This is a genomic window from Thermodesulforhabdaceae bacterium, from assembly GCA_037482015.1.
Lineage (GTDB): Bacteria > Desulfobacterota > Syntrophobacteria > Syntrophobacterales > Thermodesulforhabdaceae > JAOACS01.
The window spans coordinates 1-20,129 of sequence record JBBFKT010000010.1; the positions used below are offsets into that span (position 1 = coordinate 1).

20 protein-coding genes are annotated in these 20,129 nt (G+C 41.7%); 7 read left to right on the top strand and 13 right to left on the bottom strand.

Translation table 11 applies throughout. The annotated features are described in order from the left end of the window. Positions 1 to 272: 272 nt before the first annotated feature. The 7 genes from WHS38_10110 to WHS38_10140 all read left to right on the top strand — a co-directional run bounded on the left by WHS38_10110 (position 273) and on the right by WHS38_10140 (position 6,198). Positions 273 to 689: a hypothetical protein gene (locus tag WHS38_10110; GenBank protein ID MEJ5301329.1), complete on the top strand. Its 417-nt coding sequence runs from the start codon at positions 273 to 275 to the stop codon at positions 687 to 689. Next, positions 673 to 1,035, top strand: coding sequence for a hypothetical protein (locus tag WHS38_10115; GenBank protein MEJ5301330.1), 363 nt, complete (start codon positions 673 to 675; stop codon positions 1,033 to 1,035). Before WHS38_10110 ends, WHS38_10115 begins: the two co-directional genes overlap by 17 nt. After that, a complete protein-coding gene (locus WHS38_10120) occupies positions 995 to 1,888 on the top strand; it encodes a right-handed parallel beta-helix repeat-containing protein (protein ID MEJ5301331.1) in 894 nt (297 codons plus the stop codon). The genes WHS38_10115 and WHS38_10120 overlap by 41 nt, the downstream gene beginning before the upstream one ends. 121 nt (positions 1,889 to 2,009) lie before the next feature. Continuing rightward, positions 2,010 to 3,545, top strand: coding sequence for an AAA family ATPase (locus WHS38_10125; GenBank protein MEJ5301332.1), 1,536 nt, complete (start codon positions 2,010 to 2,012; stop codon positions 3,543 to 3,545). Between the two features lie 20 nt (positions 3,546 to 3,565). After that, positions 3,566 to 3,877: a hypothetical protein gene (locus WHS38_10130; protein ID MEJ5301333.1), complete on the top strand. Its 312-nt coding sequence runs from the start codon at positions 3,566 to 3,568 to the stop codon at positions 3,875 to 3,877. Positions 3,878 to 3,887: 10 nt separating this feature from the next. Then, a complete protein-coding gene (locus WHS38_10135) occupies positions 3,888 to 4,508 on the top strand; it encodes a hypothetical protein (GenBank protein MEJ5301334.1) in 621 nt (206 codons plus the stop codon). Between the two features lie 100 nt (positions 4,509 to 4,608). Beyond that, entirely contained in the window at positions 4,609 to 6,198 is a 1,590-nt protein-coding gene (locus WHS38_10140; GenBank protein MEJ5301335.1) for a mucoidy inhibitor MuiA family protein, read from the top strand. Here WHS38_10140 and WHS38_10145 read toward each other — a convergent pair. From WHS38_10145 to WHS38_10205, 13 genes are all read right to left on the bottom strand, one after another. Then, positions 6,195 to 6,524: a YbjQ family protein gene (locus WHS38_10145; protein ID MEJ5301336.1), complete on the bottom strand. Its 330-nt coding sequence runs from the start codon at positions 6,522 to 6,524 to the stop codon at positions 6,195 to 6,197. The genes WHS38_10140 and WHS38_10145 overlap by 4 nt on opposite strands. Positions 6,525 to 6,569: 45 nt before the next feature. Beyond that, positions 6,570 to 7,430, bottom strand: a complete 861-nt coding sequence (locus tag WHS38_10150) for a 3-keto-5-aminohexanoate cleavage protein (GenBank protein MEJ5301337.1) — start codon at positions 7,428 to 7,430, stop codon at positions 6,570 to 6,572. Position 7,431: 1 nt separating this feature from the next. Beyond that, positions 7,432 to 9,492 carry a TRAP transporter permease gene (locus WHS38_10155; protein MEJ5301338.1) on the bottom strand — a complete coding sequence of 687 codons (2,061 nt, stop codon included), beginning with the start codon at positions 9,490 to 9,492 and terminating at the stop codon, positions 7,432 to 7,434. A gap of 61 nt (positions 9,493 to 9,553) precedes the next feature. Then, positions 9,554 to 10,537 (bottom strand): TAXI family TRAP transporter solute-binding subunit, encoded by a 984-nt coding sequence (locus WHS38_10160; protein ID MEJ5301339.1) that lies wholly within the window; start codon positions 10,535 to 10,537, stop codon positions 9,554 to 9,556. Positions 10,538 to 10,568: 31 nt separating this feature from the next. Then, complete coding sequence (locus WHS38_10165) at positions 10,569 to 11,903, bottom strand: aspartate aminotransferase family protein (protein MEJ5301340.1); 1,335 nt, start codon at positions 11,901 to 11,903, stop codon at positions 10,569 to 10,571. Between the two features lie 273 nt (positions 11,904 to 12,176). Continuing rightward, on the bottom strand, positions 12,177 to 14,537 hold the full coding sequence (gene gspD, locus WHS38_10170; GenBank protein ID MEJ5301341.1) for a type II secretion system secretin GspD: 2,361 nt from the start codon (positions 14,535 to 14,537) through the stop codon (positions 12,177 to 12,179). A 4-nt stretch (positions 14,538 to 14,541) separates the two neighbouring features. After that, positions 14,542 to 15,168, bottom strand: coding sequence for a hypothetical protein (locus WHS38_10175; GenBank protein ID MEJ5301342.1), 627 nt, complete (start codon positions 15,166 to 15,168; stop codon positions 14,542 to 14,544). Then, complete coding sequence (locus tag WHS38_10180) at positions 15,165 to 16,583, bottom strand: PilN domain-containing protein (GenBank protein ID MEJ5301343.1); 1,419 nt, start codon at positions 16,581 to 16,583, stop codon at positions 15,165 to 15,167. Before WHS38_10180 ends, WHS38_10175 begins: the two co-directional genes overlap by 4 nt. Continuing rightward, positions 16,584 to 17,441 carry a hypothetical protein gene (locus tag WHS38_10185; protein ID MEJ5301344.1) on the bottom strand — a complete coding sequence of 286 codons (858 nt, stop codon included), beginning with the start codon at positions 17,439 to 17,441 and terminating at the stop codon, positions 16,584 to 16,586. Continuing rightward, positions 17,441 to 18,133 (bottom strand): prepilin-type N-terminal cleavage/methylation domain-containing protein, encoded by a 693-nt coding sequence (locus WHS38_10190; GenBank protein ID MEJ5301345.1) that lies wholly within the window; start codon positions 18,131 to 18,133, stop codon positions 17,441 to 17,443. Before WHS38_10190 ends, WHS38_10185 begins: the two co-directional genes overlap by 1 nt. Further along, a complete protein-coding gene (locus WHS38_10195; GenBank protein MEJ5301346.1) occupies positions 18,090 to 18,482 on the bottom strand; it encodes a prepilin-type N-terminal cleavage/methylation domain-containing protein in 393 nt (130 codons plus the stop codon). Before WHS38_10195 ends, WHS38_10190 begins: the two co-directional genes overlap by 44 nt. After that, a complete protein-coding gene (locus tag WHS38_10200; protein ID MEJ5301347.1) occupies positions 18,466 to 18,927 on the bottom strand; it encodes a type II secretion system protein in 462 nt (153 codons plus the stop codon). The genes WHS38_10195 and WHS38_10200 overlap by 17 nt, the downstream gene beginning before the upstream one ends. Before the next feature lie 11 nt (positions 18,928 to 18,938). Next, entirely contained in the window at positions 18,939 to 20,129 is a 1,191-nt protein-coding gene (locus tag WHS38_10205; GenBank protein MEJ5301348.1) for a type II secretion system F family protein, read from the bottom strand.

Here is a 20,129-nt window from a genome sequence, read left to right on the forward strand (position 1 = left end):
CGTAGCAGAGCGAGCGGGCAATTGTCTGCGAAGCTCTCGTGATCAAGGCGAAGTGGCGTAAATTCGACTCAACTTCTCGAACCGCCCGGTGCGGACCCGCAGCCGGGTGGTGTGGGAGGGGATCGGTCAAACTGACCGCCTCTATCCCAATTATTACGGAGTTTTTAGAGCACCTTCTTACTCAAACTTGACACAAATAATGGCTTCTTACTATAATGCCGGTAAAATCACTGGCTTGAGCATGATAAAACTCATCAGTATGGGGGACGGAAATGGGACGTTTTATGGTTCCTCTTAAATTCAGCGATGGTGAGCTTGTCAAAAATACTGAACAACTCAAGAAAAAATACAACTCTTGCTACATCGATATAATTAAATTCATAGAAAGCGGGGAATTTGAAAGATTCTTTTACGGGCTTGCAAAGGATCAGATAAAAGATCAGATTGCCTCTATGAAGCAGTCCGGTATAAGTAGTGCAGAGATTGCTAAAAGTATCGCCGAAGCATTGGAAATACAGTTAAGTGATGATATAGAAAAAGACTTTGTTCTTAATTGCAAGGAGTCCATTGTAAGATCTATTGATGATCTTAAATCGGTATTAGAGGGCGGTAATGAAGATTTAATATTTCCAACGGACCTTTACAGAGAAAAAAGCGAAATTGTTATTAAACGTGGTAAAAAAAATTAAAGGCTCTGGACAGGATAAGACTGCGTTTTTCATAAACTCGTTAATAATAGACATTCCAGAGGAAGAAGTCGTTGAGATTGAATCAGTTACTTTCAAAAAAGTTGAAGATCTTGATACAAAAGGAACCATCATAATTCGTGGCGGCAAAGCGGTTTTTAGAAATACTATTTTTGAAGGAATTCAACTGATCGCTGAAAATAAAGGCAGTATTAAGGTTGAAAATACGTTATTCTCACTATTAGCCACTGATCCTGCTATTGCAATAAATGATAATGCAGAAATTCAAATTAGCAAACCGGTAAAGTTTGAAAAGGTTGGATGTCCACTTTTTAATTGGTTCGGTTAGCATCACAAATGTTGAGAATTATATAAAGGACAATGAGTTTTTGTTTTCGAGAAAAAATCCTGTTGCTTTAATTAAATATAATCTTATTGAATTTTCAGACTGTCTTACCCTTGTAAAAAATATGAAACTTTCGGGGGAGTTTGAGCTAAACAAGACTGTAGAGATAAATGGTGATTCGTTTTCTATTGAAGGTGAAGGAGAGCTTGTCATAAAGTCAAAGGTAGCAAACGCATTTAGAGTAACCAATGGGGGCTCGTTGGAGTTAAAAAATGTGAAGCTTTCCTATTTGGGGGATAAGGTAGATAGTGAAGATCCTTTCATATTTGTGGAAGGATCAAAATTAATAGCTGATGGTTCTGAGTTAAAGGGTAGTATATCAGATTGCATAAAAGCTATAAGGTCTGAAATAAAATTAGGCAATAGCTCTATTATAGGGATAGGCGGCAGTGGTGTTTATCTCATATCTTCCAGAGGGATTATCCAAAAAAGCAAAGTTACAGGTAACACAGGAAATGGAATTAATATTCAAGACCAATCCCATCTTGAAGTGAGTCAGTGTGAGATAAGAGGAAATGGAACAGAAGGAGAGGGTTATCCTCAAATATGGGTGAAAAAATCTGAACTATCCTTGATAGATTCTATAGTAGCTGATTCAGTGGGTGTCTGTGGTATTGTTCTTATATCTTACTCTATTGGAGTAATATCAAATTGTAAGTTAGATGAAATATATGTTGCTGATAACTCTGTTAAGTGCCTAATTCAGAATTCTATAGTGATGAGCAAGGCATATATAGGATCTAGCAATGTTAAAGTTGTTGATAGTTATATAGAAGGAGGTATTAAGCGTATATGATGAATACCCAAATGTTCGGCTGTCAGAGGAATTCTTTTTCCGGGTATTTCTGATTCAGGTTTAACGATTTCAGGTGGAGCTTTTTACGATAAACCATAACCTGAGCAATAAGGTGACTGTCATGATTACTCAACATAGAAAAAAGTTAGTCGAAGAAATAAGCACTTATGTGGCGGCTGACTATAAACTGCTTTATCTATATACTTCAGAAGAACTCAAGACTATGGAAATATTGAATGAAGTCGCTCGAGAAACAGAAACGCAGATGATATATACCTATGATGCCGTAAAGGGCTTGCAGTGTGATAATGATAAAAGACTCAAGTATAGGAAAAACGAGGAAAAAAACGATATTTACTGGGCGCTTGAATACATTGAAAATAACATAGATAAAAAATCCTTTGTTGTCTTTAAGGACATCCACGGTCTGTTCTCAATAGATCAAAAACTCGCAAGAGGATTCAAAAACTGTATTAACTACACACTGCTTAACCATATGCCTGTGAATTTATTTATCATATCGCCCATAATGTATATACCCCCGGAAATTGAAAAAGAAGTGGTTGTCCTGGATATTCCTCTACCTTCCAGGGAAGAAATAAAGGATATGCTGAATGATTTTCTAAATGACATAGGATTTGCCGGAGTAAGTGAAGGATTAAAAGAAAGATTAATTGAAGCGCTCAACGGACTAACAGAGATAGAGATAGCAAATATCTTGAAATTTTGTGTCCAGGACGGGGAGATTAACGAAGAAGACATAGACACAATAATTTCTCATAAACAACAGTTGATTAAAAAAAGTGGGGTGCTTGAGTTCGTAAAATCTCAAGAAAACATAGACAGCATAGGAGGACTTCAAAGGCTTAAAAACTGGCTGGAGCAAAAAAAGAAGATATTCGACCACATGGAAAAGGCAAAAAAGTCTGGAGTTGACATACCAAAAGGTCTGCTGCTGTTTGGAATGCCTGGATGCGGAAAATCGCTGTCGGCAAAGGTTATTGCAAGACATTTTGAAATGCCAATGCTCAGGCTCGATATGGGAATGATACTGGGTCCTTATGTGGGGCAGTCTGAAGAAAATATAAGGAAGGCAATAAAATTAGCCGAGGCGACGGCACCATCGGTTCTGTGGATTGACGAGCTTGAAAAAGCCTTTGCGGGAATAAGAGGCGGCGGTTCAAGTTCGTCCGAAATCTCTGCAAGAATATTCGGAACAATTCTTACATGGATGCAGGAAAAAACAAAACCTGTTTTTGTTGTTGCTACGGCAAATAGTATAAAAGGGATGCCGCCAGAGTTTTTAAGAAAAGGGAGATTTGACGAGATATTTTTCGTGGATTTCCCAAAAGGAGACGAAATAGAGCAGATTCTTAAAGTCCATTTGAAAAAACGAGGAAAGGAGCACTGGATCGGAAAAATTGACTTCGGGTCCATAGTTAAAGATATTGAAAACAGGAAGTTTTCCGGTGCTGATATAGAGGCGCTGGTAAAGGAAGTCATTGAAGAGGCTTTCATAGAAGGAAATGACTCCATATCGACAGAAAAATTCACAAACAAGCTGGACAGCTTCAAGACTATTGCGGAAACAATGAAAGAGGAGATCGAAGAAATGAGAAATAATGCTGAAAAGTATGGCTTTACACCAGCAAGTTGAAGATAAAAAGGGAGGCGTGGATGAGCACCAATCTAATTATGGATTTTATAAAAGAAATAATGGAAGATTATGAAAAACACGGCCAGGGAAAACCTCTTATGGAATGGTTCAGGGAAGCAATAAAAAGACATATAATTGATATTTCTGATGACGAGGTTGAAAATATATTAAGCGGAATAATAAAAGGAATAAAAGCCTACAGAGAAGAAAAGGCGAAGTTGAAAGAACATGGAAGTTCCGGAATTGAACATCCTGAAATAAATGAGGAAATCAATCTGATGGTAGAAAGCGTGCTGGACGATCTGGAAAGCGCAGTAAAATCGAACGAATGAGGAGAAAAATATGGAAGATGAACGATCTGATAAAGGAAAATTCAATAAAGGTCTTGAAAGAGAATCTTATAAGGAATTTGAACAGGGACAGTTGCTTGATAATACAAATCAAATAGATAGGGAGACGAATATAACATATGAAGAAGAACCTTATGAAAAATTTGATGATGCACCTGCCGTAGAGTTTGCAGAAGAGCCTGTTGAGGAGTTTGAACGGGAAGAAAGGTCTCTTGATCTTATAAATTCGCTGGCGGTTTATAAGGCAAAGGAAGCGGGTTTTTTCGGTAGAGAGAACATTGATGCGGAAGATGCTGGGATCATTGGAGCAACAGTCACAGAGTTTCAGAAAACCACCACGCAACTGGTTTCAGGAGAAATATCACGGGAACAGGCTAAGAGTGAGCTGGAAGAGGTCATAAGCACATCGGTTAAGTGTTTTATAAACAGAGTGGCAGGTGCGGTACTGGATGTAGCGGCTACGGTTATAAAGAACAGGATCCCAATTTTAGGCAAGGTTATTGATGGTGTAAAAGAATTTGTTAAAACAAAGGTTGTTGGCTATGTAGCTGATAAAGTGGCAACCGCAGCTAAGAAAGTATTTGGTTTCTTCAAAAAATTGTTTGATATTTAGAGATTCCAATCAATGGCAACTCTTGTAATTGGGATATATAAAAATGTGTAATAAGTGATGAAAAATTTTCCTGGACAGTAACCAATCTAAGGAGCGAATAATGAGGAACCTGGGCAAGATATTTATTTTGCTGGCTGTATTATTATCATATTGGGACTTTCCAGCCTGGGCTGAAAATATTTATTCCTCAATAAAACGGGTAACCGTGTTTTCTAACAATGCTTTAGTCACGAGAGAAGCAGTTGTTTCTGTCAGAAAAGGAGAAAACATCCTTAGAATTGCGGATCTTACGCCTTACATGGATGACAATTCCATACAGGTTGAACCAGAGTTAGATTTTGTGAAAATCGTGGATGTCAGGGTTGAAAAGAGCTTTCTTGAGAAAAAAGTTCAGGAAAGAGTTAATGAATTAAAGTCTAGGCTTAAGACTATAGATAATGAAATTAAAACGCTCGAAAACGAAGTAACAGGGCAAAAGGAATATGTTGACTTTATCAAAAGGCAAAAAACACCCCAGACACAATTTGAAGATTTTTCAAAGTTTATTAAGAACGCCATAAAATCTAGCTACAACAGGATTTCAGAAGCAGAGATAAAGATAGACAGGTTGAAAGAAGAGAAGGAGACTATTGAAAAAGAGCTGTCGCATATTTCATCTCCTGACAGCGAAAGTAAAATTGTCACGGTGACTTTACTTGCAGAACAAGATGGGGAAGCTACTATATTGCTATCTTATCTTGCTTCAAACGCCAGTTGGGTTCCTCAGTATGATCTGCTGGTTGACACTCAGAACGAGACTATCGAAATAGAATATACAGCAGTTGTTGTTCAAAAAACTAACGAGGACTGGAATAATGTGCTTGTCGAGCTATCAACGGCTAAACCACGATTTGGGGCTCTTCCTGAAATGAATCCCTGGTTTCTCGATGTGCGAAGGGCAAGAAAAATGGCTCTGGGTGCTGGTGTAGAAGACAAGGCAATGATGAAGGCTATGCCAGAAGGAGCAGCGCCTGAGATGGCAGAATCGCCAGCCCCAATGGAGACTGAGATAAAGGAAAGTAGAATATCTTTTGAATTTGCGGTTCCATACAGGGTTAACATACCTGCTGATAATCAGCCATACAGGATACTGCTCACTTCGATTAAGGTTCCCAAGGAAGAAACCCATATTCACTATAGTTCCATTCCGAAGCTTTCTCCTTTTGTGTATCTGGTTGGAAAGTTCAAAAATCCTTACAGTTTTCCTATGCTTCCTGGTAAGTTCAAAGTCTTTCTCGATAAAAAATTTGTGGGTTCAAATGCCGTCGCCAAAGTTATTGCTCCTGGTGAAGAACTTGCTGTCCCGCTTGGCGTTGATGAGTCCATAAAAGTTGAGAGAAAGTTAAAGGAAAAATTTACGGATCATCCCGGCATTATGTCGGATAAGGTAAGAACTAAATACAGTTATGAATTTAAGGTTATAAACGGCAAATCCAGAGATATAGCTCTGGACGTAATAGATGCCTTTCCAGTTCCAAGAGATGAACGGATTAAAGTTGTTCGGGAAGCCCCTGCAGGATCTGATGCTGAAATATCCCAGGACGGGATTATTACATGGAAACTTCGCCTGGGAAGCAAAGAAAGCAAAACTCTGACCCTGGGATTTACGGTTGAATATCCTAAAGATATTCAAGTAGTGGGTCTTGATTAGGGCTGAGCTATAACAGCCGTCCCTGTAGCAGTCACCAGGAGCATTCCCGACTTGCCCCCTCCTGTTATGGTCTCGTAGTCCAGGTCAACGCCGATAACAGCATTAGCTCCCAGGGATCGAGCCTGCTCAATCATCTCGCTTATGGCTACATCTCTTGCTTTTCTAAGTTCTTTTTCGTAAGCGCCGGATCTTCCGCCTATTATGTCTCTTATACTGGCGAAAAAGTCTCTAAATACATTAACACCTACTACGGCTTCTCCGGAAACAATGCCCAGATATTGAACAATTTTCTTCCCATCGATGACAGATGTAGTTGTGACCAGCATATGATTTCTCCTTTTCTTGCTCCCATGACCGATAATTAAGTTAATTTAACCAGTCTTCAACGCTAGCTTTTCCAGTATTCTGTCTTTCTTGGCCGGGTCAAGGGCAAGAATTCTTCTTGCTTCCTCTGGTGTTGCTATCTCTCTTCCTATTTCTCTTGCTATTCTAACGACTTTTTCCACTAGCTTTGGATTGGTAGCAAGAGATCCATCGGGCAAAAAAAGACTGTCCTCAAGCCCCACTCTTACATGTCCACCCATGGCTATAGCCAATGCGGCTATAGATAATTGAGCTTTACCAATGCCCGTAGCAGACCAGGTGGCACCTGAAGGAATACTTTCTGAAAGAAAAAGCAGATTTTTTGCAGTGGCTCCCATCGCTCCCGGTGCTCCAAGAACAAAATTAAAATGATAGGGAGGATCGAAATAGCCTTTTTTACCTAGAAAAATGGCATTATTTATCATTCCTGCCTCAAAAATCTCGAGTTCGGGTTTTACTCCCGTCTCCTTGAATACTCTTCCTAAAAATTCCAGAAAGGGCGGTGAATTTTCATAAACGATGCCCGGAAGGTTGGTTGAACCTGTTGTAAAAGATGCCATCTCCGGTAGCAGTCTTACAGGACCCGCTCTATCCTCCCAGTCCCTGCCAGCTCTTGCTCCCGTGGAAAGCTGAATTATCACATCCGGAGCCACTTCTTTGATTTTAGCCACGTTCTCGCTATAGTATTTTAGATCCAGAGTAGGTTTTCCCTGGTCATCTCGAGCGTGGACATGAAAAATGGATGCACCAGCATCAGCACACCTTCTAACATCTTCTGCTATTTCCCTGGCTGTCACAGGAAGATAAGGATTCATTTCTTTGGTCGGCACATTTCCTGTAAGGGCAACAGTAATAATGAGTTTTTCCATATTAGTTTTTTTCTCCCTCCCTTCTCAATCGCATTTTCTGGAAAAGATAAACGCTGAAAAAGAGTGCAATGCCTATGATATAAGAAAAGTATCGCTTATCATAGGAAAGGTTGAGGTAGGAAGCGACCATATCAGGTCTCATTAAAAAGAGGGTTGTTGCCAACAAAAAGGGTGTCTCGTAAAAGCGATTTTTCCCGACCATCCATCCTTGAATTGCTGCTACAAAAGCGAAATTTCCAAAGCAAGCCATAACGAATATCAGAATTCCCTGGGGCCAACTGTTTATGTTATGCAAAATCAATTCATGGTTAAATATGAACATGAAAGGTAGAATTGCCGTTCTAATGTCATATGAAAAAGACTGGATGCCTGTCCTTATAGGATCCGATCTTGCTATAGCCGAGGCAGCAAAGGAAGCAAGTCCCACGGGAGGTGTATCGTCAGCGAGAATGCCAAAGAAAAAGCAAAAAAGATGCGCCGCTATAAGAGGCACTGTGAAACCGTAGTTGCCTCCAACTTCAACTATGGCAGGAGCTGTAAGGGATGCCATAACTATGTATGTAGCTGTAGTAGGAAGTCCCATGCCGACAATAAGACTTGCAAAAGCTGTAATAATAAGGAGCAAGTAAATATTGCCGCCTGAAAGAGCTTCAACGGCACTGTTTATCATACCTCCCAGTCCCAGAGCGACCACTCCTACTATAATGCCTGCTGTAGCCGTTGCCATGGCAACATTGAGCATGTTCTTTGCGCCGGTAACAAATGATTCCAGAAGAGTTGCTACACCTTCTTTTAGAGCATGAATTATGGGTTGTCCCATTCTAAGGGATTCAAAAAATTTTTTTAAAATAACGATAACCGCCATTATCATTATAGCGTGAAAAGCCGAAAGTTCCGGTGAATGCCTCAGAACAACCAGTTCAAAAACCAGAGACACAAGTGGAATCAGATAATAAAATCCTTTCTTGAGAGTTCCCAAAAAAGATGGCAGCTCTTCTTTTGGAAGCCCTTTCATTCCTAATTTGGAAGCCTCAAGGTGAACAATGTAAAAGAGAGCAGCGTAAGAGGCAAACGCCGGTATGGCTGCAGCCTTTATTACATCGATGTAGGGGACATTTACATACTCCGCAATAATAAAAGCGGCGGCTCCCATAACAGGTGGAGCAAGCTGACCATCAACGCTCGCTGCTACCTCTATGGCTGCAGCTTTTTCCGGTTTGTATCCGACTTTTTTCATCAAAGGGATGGTGAAAGTTCCCGTCGTTACAACATTAGCAACACTTGATCCCGAAACCATCCCCGTTAACATACTTGATATAATGGCCGCTTTAGCGGGTCCCCCTTTGTAACCCCCGAAAATACTCAAGGAAAGCTCTATGAAAAACTTTCCCGCTCCGGCTTTCTCCAGCATAGCGCCAAACAAAACAAAAAAGAAAACCATGGTAGCGGACACATGGAGGGGGATGCCATAAATGCCCTCTGTTGACATGGTCATTTGACCTATAAAACGATTCAAAGAGACACCCTTAAAAGCCAGAGCTTCAGGCATATAGGGACCCAGAAAAGAATAGGCAATAAAAACTGCTCCTATCACCGAAAGGGTAGGTCCAACTACACGTCTTGATGCTTCCAGAAGGAAGCATATAAGCATTATCCCGAAGAGAACATCAACCTTGGAGGGATTGCCATAACGAAGCATAATGCCTTTATAATCTAAGACTATATACAGAGCCGACAGGGCTGCCAGCAGAGCAAATATCCAATCAATGACAGGTATAGAAGATTTAAGGCTTAGAAATTTCAATTTCTTTTTGGGTTTCTTGAACATTGGATAGCTGAGATAAACAAGGCTTATAGCACAAGCCAGATGAACAGCTCTGGTGTAACTCACATCAACTATAAGCCAGCTTGCAATAGAAAGTTGATAGAGAGTCCAAAAGATACATATTGCTGAAACCAGATGTTTTTGCCATCCAGAAAGCAGTCGTCCATAGCCGCTTTCTTCACTGATAATTTGGCTGAGAATATCTTTGTGGAGAGATTCTTTGAAGCCATTACCCATATCAAACTTTCCTCATAAGCCAGGATGGTGGTTTATTCCACCATCCTGACATGGCTCCGGGCTATTTCACCAGCCCGACTTCCTTATAATATTTCAAGGCTCCTGGATGGATAGGCGCGGAAAGTCCCTCTAACATCTTCTCTTTGGTAAGTTCGGCATAAGCGGGATGGAGGTTCTTGAATTCGTCAAAGTTGTCAAAGACCTCTTTGACAAGAGCATATACGACGTCATCCGGTGTTTTGGCAGATGTAACTATGGTGGCCTTCACACCTAAAGTTACCGCATCTTCTTTGTTGGCAGCGCCTGGATACATACTGGCGGGAATGACGGTTTTTGAATAGTATGGAAATTGCTTGATAACGGCTTCCATCACGGAGTTTTCCACGGATACTATGCGACACTTACGGGCTCCGGCGGTAGCCTCCTTTATCGCTCCACTTGGATGACCCACCGTATAGAAAAAGGCATCAATGCGACCATCCTGGAGAAGGGATGGAGCTTCCGAAGCCTTTGCCTGCTCTGCTTTTATATCCTTTTCCCAGTTAATTCCAGCAGCTGTGAGAATATCTATAGAGTTTTGAAGCTGACCCGAGCCAGGATTGCCGATGTTAACTCTCTTGCCTTTAAGATCAGCCACTGTCTTTATGCCGGCATCTTCTGCCGCTACCAGAGTAACCGCCTCACTGTGAAGACTAAAGACGGCTCTAAGATCCTTTTGAGGTCCCTTTTCCTTCCATTCTGCAAGTCCCTGAAGAGCCTGGTATTGACGGTCTGACTGCGCTATGCCGAAATCGATGTCGCCAGCAAGGACAGCGTTTATGTTGAATACAGACCCGCCAGTGGATTCTACGGTACAGCGAATACCGTAAGTATCCTTTTTCTTATTTAACATCTGGCAAATAGCCCCTCCCGTGGGATAATAAACGCCGGTAATGCCCCCTGTTCCTATAGTAATGAATTTGGTCTTCGGCTGATTTTCGGCTGCACCGGCCACTGTTCCTAAAAGCATCAAAACTGCCACTGCTAAAAATAGTATCCTCTTCATAACCTTCTCCTTTTTTTAAGGGTTCACGTTTTTATAATGAACGACTGACCGCCTCTATAGACTCGTCCAGTATTTCAACGATTTCATCAATCTGTTCGCGGTTTATTATGAATGGGGGAGCAAGAAGAATGTGATCGCCTCTTATTCCATCAGCGCCACCGGATCCAGGATAGGTTATTAGCCCTCTTTTAAAACTTTCTTCTCCTATCCTGGCACTTATTTTCAAAGATGGGTTGAAGGGTTCCCTGGTAGTTTTGTCTCTTACGAACTCAATTCCGACAAATAGTCCCAATCCCCTTATATCACCAACTAAAGGATATTTTTCAAGTTTTTCCAATCGTTCTAAAAAATATTTCCCCATCTCAAAGGATCTATTAACAAGACTATGATCTTCAATATATTTCAACACGGCAGCGCCTACAGCCGCAGAGAGAGGGTTTTGTCCATAAGTATGACCGTGAATAAAATTACCGGATCCGTTTTTTATGGTGTCGTATATTTCTTCCTTAACGATTACAGCTCCAAGGGGAGTATAACCAGAACTCAAACCCTTCGCTACTACTATGATGTCTGGCACCACTCCCCAGTGGTCCAGACAGAAATTCTTTCCCGTCCTTCCTAAGCCCGTCATAACTTCGTCTGCTATAATTTTTACGTCGTATTTATCGCAGATGTCTTTGATTTTCTCCCAGTAGCCGTCCCTTGGAATTAGAACGCCCGCAGTGGCACCGACCACCGGTTCCGCGATAAAAGCCGCTACAGATTCCGGTCCCTCGTATTTTATGGTTCTCTCCAGCTGATCTGCGCACTCCAGATTACAGTTATCAGGCGTCCTGTAGAAGGGACACCTGTAGCAGTAGCAGGGTTCTATGTGGGGAGTGTGCAGGAAAAGGGGCAGGTAAGGGTTCCTTCTACCCGTATGTCCCCCTAAAGAAAGTGCCCCTGTTGTATTTCCGTGAAAACTTATCCATCTGCTTATGATCTTGTATTTTTCGGGTCTGCCCAATTCTACCCAATACTGTCTGACGATTTTTACAGCGGTTTCTACAGCCTCAGATCCTCCCGAGACAAAATAAACCTTGTTAAGAGAACGATCTGGTGCGAACCGACAAAGCCTCTCTGCACAATCTTTTGCAGCTTCGCTTAAGAAATGACTACCGTGGGCAAAAGAGATCTTTTCAGCCTGTTTTTTCATGGCTTCAATTATTTCCTTGACGCCATGACCAATACTGACAACACAGGCTCCACCAGAGCCATCAATGTAGCGTTTTCCCTCTTTATCCCAGACATAAACGCCTTCACCGCGATCCACTACAGGATACTGTTTTCTTAAATTCCTACAGAATACATGATTGTTCCCATCCATGCTAAGAAAACCTCCTCTGATATCAATGGATATGATTGAATGATTCTGAAATACAGTTCCTTTTTAGGTTAACAATAGGAGAACTTCCACAGAAAACTAGGAATTTCAACTCCCTCAAGAAAATATACAATATAGTTTGGTTAGCACGAAACTTCTAATGCTTTCCGAAAATATACCTCAGGGACACTGTTGTGAGAGTCTTGGTTGAAAGATGTTTGTAAAAGGTTTTGCCGATCGTTAGTTACCTCCACAAACATCTTTTGTTTTGTAGAATCATTTTGAGCCGCCTGTTTTCTTTGGTTCTCCGGATGGTTGTTGAGATGAAGCGGGTGGAGGCAATTGACCTGGAGTTGTTGCCTCAGTTCCTGAAGGTGAAGGTTCTGACATAATTGCTCTTAAAAGATTAAGCTTCTGCAGGAATTCAGTTGAAGCATCATTTCCAGCATGATCAATTACATGGGGAGTAATGGCCACCAACAACTCTGTTCGTTCCTTTGACCTGTCTGTAGAAGAAAAAACTGATCCGAAATAAGGGATTTTGCTTAAAATGGGCACTCCCGATCTAGCTGTATTGCTCTTTTCCTGGATGATTCCTCCAATTACAACCGTATTTCCATCCTTTGCTAATAAGTTAGTGGTTATTTTTCGCTCTGTAAAAGCAGGGGAGTCAATTCCTGAGACAGTATTTTTCACAGCATCGCGAATAGTTTGTTCAACTTCCATTCTTACAATTCCGCCAGCATTTATATGAGGGGTGACATTAAGAATAATACCGGTATCTACATACTGCACGGTATTTATGAGGGTTGTGCCGGTTGTTTCAACTGATTGCTGGCTTATGATTGGTGTTTTACCACCTACGGTGATACTGGCCTTCTGGTTATCGGTAGCAAGTATGGTTGGTGCGGATAAGACATTAAAATGGCTAAGGGAAGACAAAAGGTTTATAAGCGAAGCAATATCTCCTCTCAATGTGCCCCAGAAAAAGCTTATACCCTGGGATGTTGCCGTCCCTAGATCAAAGTTTCTGTTAAATTGAGTCCCGTAATTCTGAACCAAACTATATGTTCCTTTCTTTCCTCCTATGTTCATGCCTTTGTTTTTGAGGAACCATTCCACACCATACTGAGTCTCGTCGGTGAGAGTAATCTCGGCGATAAGCATTTCAATCAGAACCGCTCTGGGTAGAATGTCTATTTCTTCAATGACTCGCTTGATCTTGGCGTAGTCCATAGGAGTTGCTTTGACAATGATAGCGTTATTTGTTTCATCAGCCATAATGGATACTTCTCCCGTAAGTTTAATTCCCAGTGACGAAACTCCCCCAGTAGTTGCTGTCTGAGTCTGTTGCTCCTGTGTGGTGCCTGATTTCCCAGAAGCAGGTTTTTCTTCAGCAGATACGGCTTTTTGAGGCAGATGCTGGGATGTCGTATCCTTTTTCCCCGTGAACAGCTCCCTCAAGATACTCACAATATTTTTTGCCAGACCATTTTTTACAAAATAAACGTAAAACTGCTCTCCTGAATCTCGCCCTTCAACATCAAGCGATTTTATCCATTCTTTCGCAGTCTTAAGTAAACTAGGATCAGAAGATATGACCATCAGCGAACTTACTCGCTCCAGCGGAAAGACAACCAGGTTTCTGGAAACCATGTCTTTGTAAGCGGGATTAATCTTTTGGATTACCTTGTCAAACGCATCAGTGATTTCCTTTGGACTGAGGTGTTCTAGCTGAATAACTTCAACCCCCATATCTTTCAATATGTTGGTATCCATTGTATGCAGTATGTCAACGATGGTCCTGATGTTGTCCATGGCATCAACAAAAATGACCGTGTTTGTGACCGGATCAGCAATTAAAGGACGATTGGGAGTAAGAAGTGTGCGAATGATATTTTGAGCTCTTTCGGCTGTAAGATATTGCAGCCGATATATACATAATCCTGGCCGAGGTCCACTATCTGACCTTATTTCCTCAGGTCTTAAAAGTCTTGCTCTGGTGGCTGTAGTGCGATTAAACGGTTGTATGTAATATATGCCGTTTCGTTCTAGTACGTCTATACCATGAGCCCAATATACTTCAGTGATAAACCTAAAAAGTTCGTCCAGGCTATATGTTCCTTCGAGATAAAAACTAAGAGGAATTTTAATAGTTGGGTCGAGAACATAGTTCAGCCCCAGATATTGAGCAAAAATCTGCTGAGTTACTTCGGCTATATCGGCTTTGTCGAAATTCAAAACAAGTTTTTGCTTTTCTTCGCCTTTAGGAATACCAACAGGCTGTTTTTGGGGAGCTCCTTTTGGAGCTAATACTCCGTATTTAATTTTTGGCTTTTGTTCGGGGAATTTGATAGTTTCCGCTTCTTTTTGGGCTTCTTGGCGAGATTCCTCGCCCTCCTTAGATTTTTCTGCTAAGCCTTTTCCTGGGATTGTTTCTTGTGATGATGGTTGCGGCTGAGCCGGGAGGGATTGTGAAGGTGAATAGGCTTGTCTTGCGGCATCTCTAAGCCCTTGTGGGATTATGGAAGGAGCTTTTTCTTTTTTGCCCCCCATTGAAGCACATCCTCCAAGAAATCCGAAAGATACCAGGATAATTAGACACATTCCGTATTTGACGTATCTCTTTACAGTCATGGCTCTATCCTTTTTTCTGCATGAGAACAGTTAAATTCAGGTTGATAATTAAATCCGTTGAACTATCTTTACCCCCTTTTGGTGCATAACGAATGTTTACTTCTCCAGCGCGAACCGAAGTGGGATAATTACTTAACCAGCTTAAAAATTGAGACAAGCCATAAATGTTTGCGTCAAGTGAAAAAGAGTATTGCACTTCTTGATAAAGCCCCAGCTCTCTGGATGACGTTATCTGGTAACTTTTTATTACCACATCTTTTCTATCACCAGTGGAAAGTGCTTCCTCAAGTTTTGAAGCAAATTGGTATGGATCATTGCTCGGGAAAAGCTTGCTTTTAATAGCTTCCAATTCTTGATGGCTTTTGGCTAGCCGATCCTTGAGTTGTTCCGATTCTGATAGTTTTTTTCTATATTTTTCAGCTACCTGCCGTTCCTGAGCGAGTCTGGCTCTAAATTCCCTTACTTGCTCTACTATGGGGGAAACAATCAATATATGAACTATAATAAGTCCTAGAATAAAACCTGCTATAACTAAAACGGCCTTCTTGTTACGTCTCCAGAACCGGACGTCTTTAGCAACGCTTAAGTTAAAACCCTTTAGCTTGCTTGTCCACACTCTTGCAGTATTCATTGCGCCTGCTGTGCCTTTCTGAAAGCATCCCAATCTACTGTAATTTCTATGTTAAAAAATTCCTTGTCCGACCCGGAGTCCTTACGCACGGGAGAAATAAACTTGACATTTGTAAATCCCGGTATTTTGGAAAGCTCTCCCATATATTGCACGGCTGACTTGCTGTCCCCACGGAGAATTACTTTGTTTCCCTGAGTCAGTATGAAATTGTTTATCCAAGTGTCTTTAGGGGTTTTTGTGGAAAGAACTTCCATAAATTCTCGTATCGGAATTACCTGAGTTGTTAAGGTCTCGAGATTTTTCTTATCCTGTTCCATTTGCTCCACAGTTTTTATCTGCTGTTCAATGGGCTTCCACTGTTCTTCCAGGGCAATTCTTTCTTTTTTAACCTGAGCTAGTTTGACTCTTAGGTGGTTTTTCTCAAAAATCATATAGCCTGAAAATAGGACGTAGAGCAGAAAAATGGCCAGGAGACCGTAGCACCACCGCGGCACTTTAGGTAGATTTACTCGTAGTGAATGATCAAAACCTCGAACCAGAGAATTATCCAGTATTTTAGAGAGTCCATGGTGGATGATTTCTTCGATAGCAACGGAGGAAAGTTGTGGCTTGCCTGAAACCTTTTCTGGAAAACTCTGCTCTTCAGAGAGTGCGCCTTCTGGATGTTCTTCACTACCGATTTCTTCTCGGTTTCCTATTTCCATAGATATAAGTTTTTCCAGATCGAGCGATTCCGAACAAAATATGATTTGGCTTTTTTGGAGTTTCTTTTTGAGTATCTCCCAGAGAAAGCTTTTTTGAGGGGTTACCGTAATCGATTCTGTGACACCCTGGCCTTTAATAAGGTGGATTGCATGAATGTTTTCGCCATTAGGAAAAAGTCCCCAAAAAGATCCGTTGGGCGATGGAACATAGTCTGCGCTAAAAATTAACCCCTCCGACAGGATTATCGCATCTGGAATTACCAAAAAATCCTCAAATTTTTCGACTTCTTGGGATAGATGTTCCAGCAAAGATTTCTTAACCCAGTAAAGAGCAGCAATAATAGATTCAGCTTCTGTTGCGGCACTTGTCGAAAGGACAGCACAGCCATTTTTGAAGAAAACATGTTCACTCTGATTATAAGCAAGAACTTTATCGATATTATCTTCAAGGTGTTTTGGATAAATCGCTTTTGTAAAAAAGTATTCAGACCTTGGAAGTATGAGCATTAAATAAGTCCGCTGCGGATTAGGCACGCTCGCTATGATCTTGGCGATAAGATCAATCCAGCTTTCTGAAGCTTCTTCATGGCGAGACTCAATGGATGTGATATTCCATTTACGCCTTTTCCTTTCGGCTGTAGTAATTAGTGTTTTGGTGCCGATCGGGTAAATAGCAACCAGGTTTTTCGCAACTTTAAAGGTTCCAAGCATCTACAGCAGTTCCTTCATATATTGAATCTGATAATAAGGATCCTGCCCAGGATTGTATTTTACCACAGTATAAACCACCACTCTACGGTTACCCCCACAATCTGCTCCTGCTACAATTCTGTAAAGCCCCCCCGGTTTCCACACCTGCTCTTCCGCCTTTTTGTCCTTCGCTTCTTCGGTTTCCGCTTCCAGGCCTTTTTTGCTACCATATACCGTGAATAAAGAAAAGAAGGATGTTTGGGATGGCAAGAAGGATGTTTCACTTCCCCTTGGGCCCCAAAATATTTTCCAGGACATGCCTGGCACTAGGAGAACGGTTTCTATGGCAGTAAGATGTTTGTTGTATGGTAAATACCCGAGCCCGGCTTTCTCATAGAAGTCTTTTTCCGCCCCTTGATCTCGCTTGTAATCGTCAGGATCTATAAAATCAAGAATCCTATCGGCAAGTTGAGATACCGAAAGGGATGAAAAATTTTCTATTTTAAGATGCTCTTGAAATATTTTTACCAGATCCTCTGACGAAACCACATTTATGTTTACCTTGTTTAGTTCATCCTCTGCTCTTACTAGCACTCTGCATCGGTCATATTTTATGACGTGGACAGTGCCGTCAGGTTTCCAAGGTTCTACATTCTTGGAGTCGAGAGCCATTTCGGGAGTAGAAGCAGGCATACGGGCAATTACTTCATATATTCCCCCAACGGCTGCGTAAAAACCGATGGTTTTCAAAGCAGAATTGGCACTGTCAGCGAAACGATAGCGAAATAAAAGAGCGGCATTTAGAGAAAGCCATAGCACTAAAGCACATATCCAGAGACAGGCTATAATGATAATCCCTTTGTTATTTCTCGAGACCATTATTTCTTTCCAGATTTAGTTGGTGTTTGATGGGTGGATGCTGGGCTAAGGTTTCCAAAAAGGTTGGGGTAGGAACTTCTAACTAGCATTTTTTCGCCTTCAGATGTTTGCACTTCCACTAGAATTTTGAATGGTATCGAGCCTGGTTTATCCCACTTTTCCAAAGCCTGTCCATCTATCTGCTCAAAATATTTAAGATTAAAAGCTCTTACTGAAGGAATGGTTATCAGAGCTTCAGCATTTTCCTGCATGGCTATGAAATCATCTATCAGGGTTGAACCTTCAGGAATATTCCCGGGAATAATCACCTGACGATAAGTAAGGGTCTGCTTTTCCTCATCAAAACGGTAGTGAACCATGACCGGACAGTTCATGGAGCGTCCAATGGGAGAAAAGTTTGTAGCAAAGAAGATTTCATTCTTCTTTCCCAGGAAAAGCGGTGCATTGCCTCCACGATAGGGTAAAGGTGACTGATTCAGGAAAATGATCTGAGTAGAAAAAAGTTCCATAAGATCATCAAGTTCGTTTTTAAGTGGCTTTTTTGACTGTTCCCAGGTCCGCACCGATAACGAAAGGGCGACAGATAGAATTCCCATAACCATTGCTCCAACGGTGATAGCTATAACAACTTCCATAAGAGTAAAACCTTTAGGGAGTCTGAGCTTTTTCGCTGACAATAATGCTAAAAGCAAGTGTTTCACCTCCGTAGTGAAGAGTGATTCTATATAGTTTGGCAGTTACTGCAGGATCTTCTACTGGTTGGACTTCAACCGAGACAGAGGGTTCACCGGGAAAGTCTTTAAGGATTATAGGAGTCGTAAGAGCTTTGCTAGGATCTCGTATGATTTCCTGAGCAGCAGCATCCAGAATAGGGGAAGCAGTTCTAATTCTGTCCATGTGCCGAACGTTTTTCATTGAAACGCCAACTAAAGCCATAGCACTTCCAATAAGGATCGTGGCAATGAGAAGCGACACAAGCACTTCAATCAGGGTAAAACCCTGGGAGCTAAGTGAACTAACCCGCTTAATCCTGGATTTCATACCAGTAAATGGATCCTGAAATGGGATTCAGTTCAATAAAAATTCTTCTTGAACCGTCAAAGACGACCTCCAGCTTGTGAGCTGAAGATGTGCCATCCGGGAAAAAGGTCAGATAATATCCATCTCCAGTTTCTGTGAGTCCCTGTCCGTATATATCCACATTCCTGGGGATTTCCACCAATTCGGGTTTAAGTATTAACTGGCGGTTTTCGCCATCAAGCCAGATCACAGTTGGGTATCCAGATACCATGGCTCTGGTTCTAGCGCGTTCCAAAAGGCTCTGAACCGTTATGACAAATTCTCGTTCCTGCATCTGACGGCTACCCACAACTATTTTGGGAGCGACTATAGCAATGGCGAGAGAGATAATCAAAAGCACAACAATCAATTCAACGAAGGTGAAGGCTTTTTGATCTCGCGAAGTCCTGGCAAAACTATTTATCATCACAAATAATCCTAGAACTTTATGTCGCTCACACTAACAATAGCAGAAAACATGCTTAACACCATCGCTCCAATAACCAAACCTGTCCCGATAATGACCGCCGGCTCCAATAAAGTTATGAGTCGGCGAAGGATTTTTTCTGTCTCTTGTTCAAAGTATGAACCTAAAGCCAGGAGCGTTTCCCCCAGCTCCCCCTTTTCTTCACCTACTCGTAGCATGGGAGCAATGCGTGAAGGAAAGATCTCTTTACCAGCAAAGACGCTACTTACGGGTTTTCCGGCTTTTACGTTATCGTAAAGCGGGGATAGTTCGGTCTTGATGACTGCATTTTCAACCACGTTGCGAGCCAGAGCGATTGCTCTCAGAAGAGGAACTCCTGCTCGCACCATTGTGCCCATAGCAAGAAAGAATCGGGACAAATTGGTGTAAAGTAGCAATCGTTTTATAAGAGGAATTTTCATGAGCAATCCATCAAGCTGTTTTCTTCCTTCAACGCTTAGATGAAGGCTTCTTACGGCAAAGAATAAGCCAATTAGCGCTATGGGTATAATCCATCCGTAGTGTTCCAGCATTGTCCCGGCCTTTAGAAGAACTCTGGTTACAAATGGCACGCCCTGCTGAAGATCTTCGAAGATCCTAGCAAATCTCGGAATTACATACACAAGGAGCACCACCATAGAAAGGAAGCTCATGCTGAGAAGTAGCAAAGGGTATATAGATGCCGAGAGAAGACTCTGTTTGAAAGCTCTTCTTCGTTCTAAATATTCGCCAAGTCGGCGAAGGACGGCTTCGAGCGCTCCACTTGCTTCGCCTGCTCTTACCATATGTCCGACCAGCGACCCGAAGACATCCTCCTGACTTTCTACAGCATCGGAGAGAGGCTTTCCTTCCTGGACATTTCGACCAATATCCACAAGGATTCTCTTGAATTCTTGATTATGTTCCTGGCCAGCCAGCAAATTTAAGCTACGATCAATTGGAAGTCCTGCCGCAAGTAGATCAGCAAGGTCTCTACAGAATCCTATGATTACTTCATCGGGAATTCTACGGCGGGTTCTGCCTCTACCGACAGGTTCTATCTTTGTCGGATAAAGCCGGTTACTACGGAGCTTTTTAGCCGCTTCTTCTGCCGTTGATGCTTCTATAATTCCCTTTGCAGTTACACCCGACGAATCAATGGCTCTATAGGCAAAAAATCCCAT

Excerpts from the sequence above, each read along its gene's own strand:
- WHS38_10180 (MEJ5301343.1), bottom strand. The coding sequence starts at position 16,583 with ATGCTTGGAACCTTTAAAGTTGCGAAAAACCTGGTTGCTATTTACCCG.
- WHS38_10150 (MEJ5301337.1), bottom strand. The coding sequence starts at position 7,430 with ATGGAAAAACTCATTATTACTGTTGCCCTTACAGGAAATGTGCCGACC.
- WHS38_10135 (MEJ5301334.1), top strand. The coding sequence starts at position 3,888 with ATGGAAGATGAACGATCTGATAAAGGAAAATTCAATAAAGGTCTTGAA.
- WHS38_10110 (MEJ5301329.1), top strand. The coding sequence starts at position 273 with ATGGGACGTTTTATGGTTCCTCTTAAATTCAGCGATGGTGAGCTTGTC.
- WHS38_10155 (MEJ5301338.1), bottom strand. The coding sequence starts at position 9,492 with ATGGGTAATGGCTTCAAAGAATCTCTCCACAAAGATATTCTCAGCCAA.
- WHS38_10125 (MEJ5301332.1), top strand. The coding sequence starts at position 2,010 with ATGATTACTCAACATAGAAAAAAGTTAGTCGAAGAAATAAGCACTTAT.
- WHS38_10195 (MEJ5301346.1), bottom strand. The coding sequence starts at position 18,482 with ATGAAATCCAGGATTAAGCGGGTTAGTTCACTTAGCTCCCAGGGTTTT.
- WHS38_10205 (MEJ5301348.1), bottom strand. The coding sequence starts at position 20,129 with ATGGGATTTTTTGCCTATAGAGCCATTGATTCGTCGGGTGTAACTGCA.
- WHS38_10130 (MEJ5301333.1), top strand. The coding sequence starts at position 3,566 with ATGAGCACCAATCTAATTATGGATTTTATAAAAGAAATAATGGAAGAT.
- WHS38_10185 (MEJ5301344.1), bottom strand. The coding sequence starts at position 17,441 with ATGGTCTCGAGAAATAACAAAGGGATTATCATTATAGCCTGTCTCTGG.
- WHS38_10175 (MEJ5301342.1), bottom strand. The coding sequence starts at position 15,168 with ATGAATACTGCAAGAGTGTGGACAAGCAAGCTAAAGGGTTTTAACTTA.
- WHS38_10200 (MEJ5301347.1), bottom strand. The coding sequence starts at position 18,927 with ATGATAAATAGTTTTGCCAGGACTTCGCGAGATCAAAAAGCCTTCACC.
- WHS38_10165 (MEJ5301340.1), bottom strand. The coding sequence starts at position 11,903 with ATGGATGGGAACAATCATGTATTCTGTAGGAATTTAAGAAAACAGTAT.
- gspD (MEJ5301341.1), bottom strand. The coding sequence starts at position 14,537 with ATGACTGTAAAGAGATACGTCAAATACGGAATGTGTCTAATTATCCTG.
- WHS38_10160 (MEJ5301339.1), bottom strand. The coding sequence starts at position 10,537 with ATGAAGAGGATACTATTTTTAGCAGTGGCAGTTTTGATGCTTTTAGGA.
- WHS38_10140 (MEJ5301335.1), top strand. The coding sequence starts at position 4,609 with ATGAGGAACCTGGGCAAGATATTTATTTTGCTGGCTGTATTATTATCA.
- WHS38_10145 (MEJ5301336.1), bottom strand. The coding sequence starts at position 6,524 with ATGCTGGTCACAACTACATCTGTCATCGATGGGAAGAAAATTGTTCAA.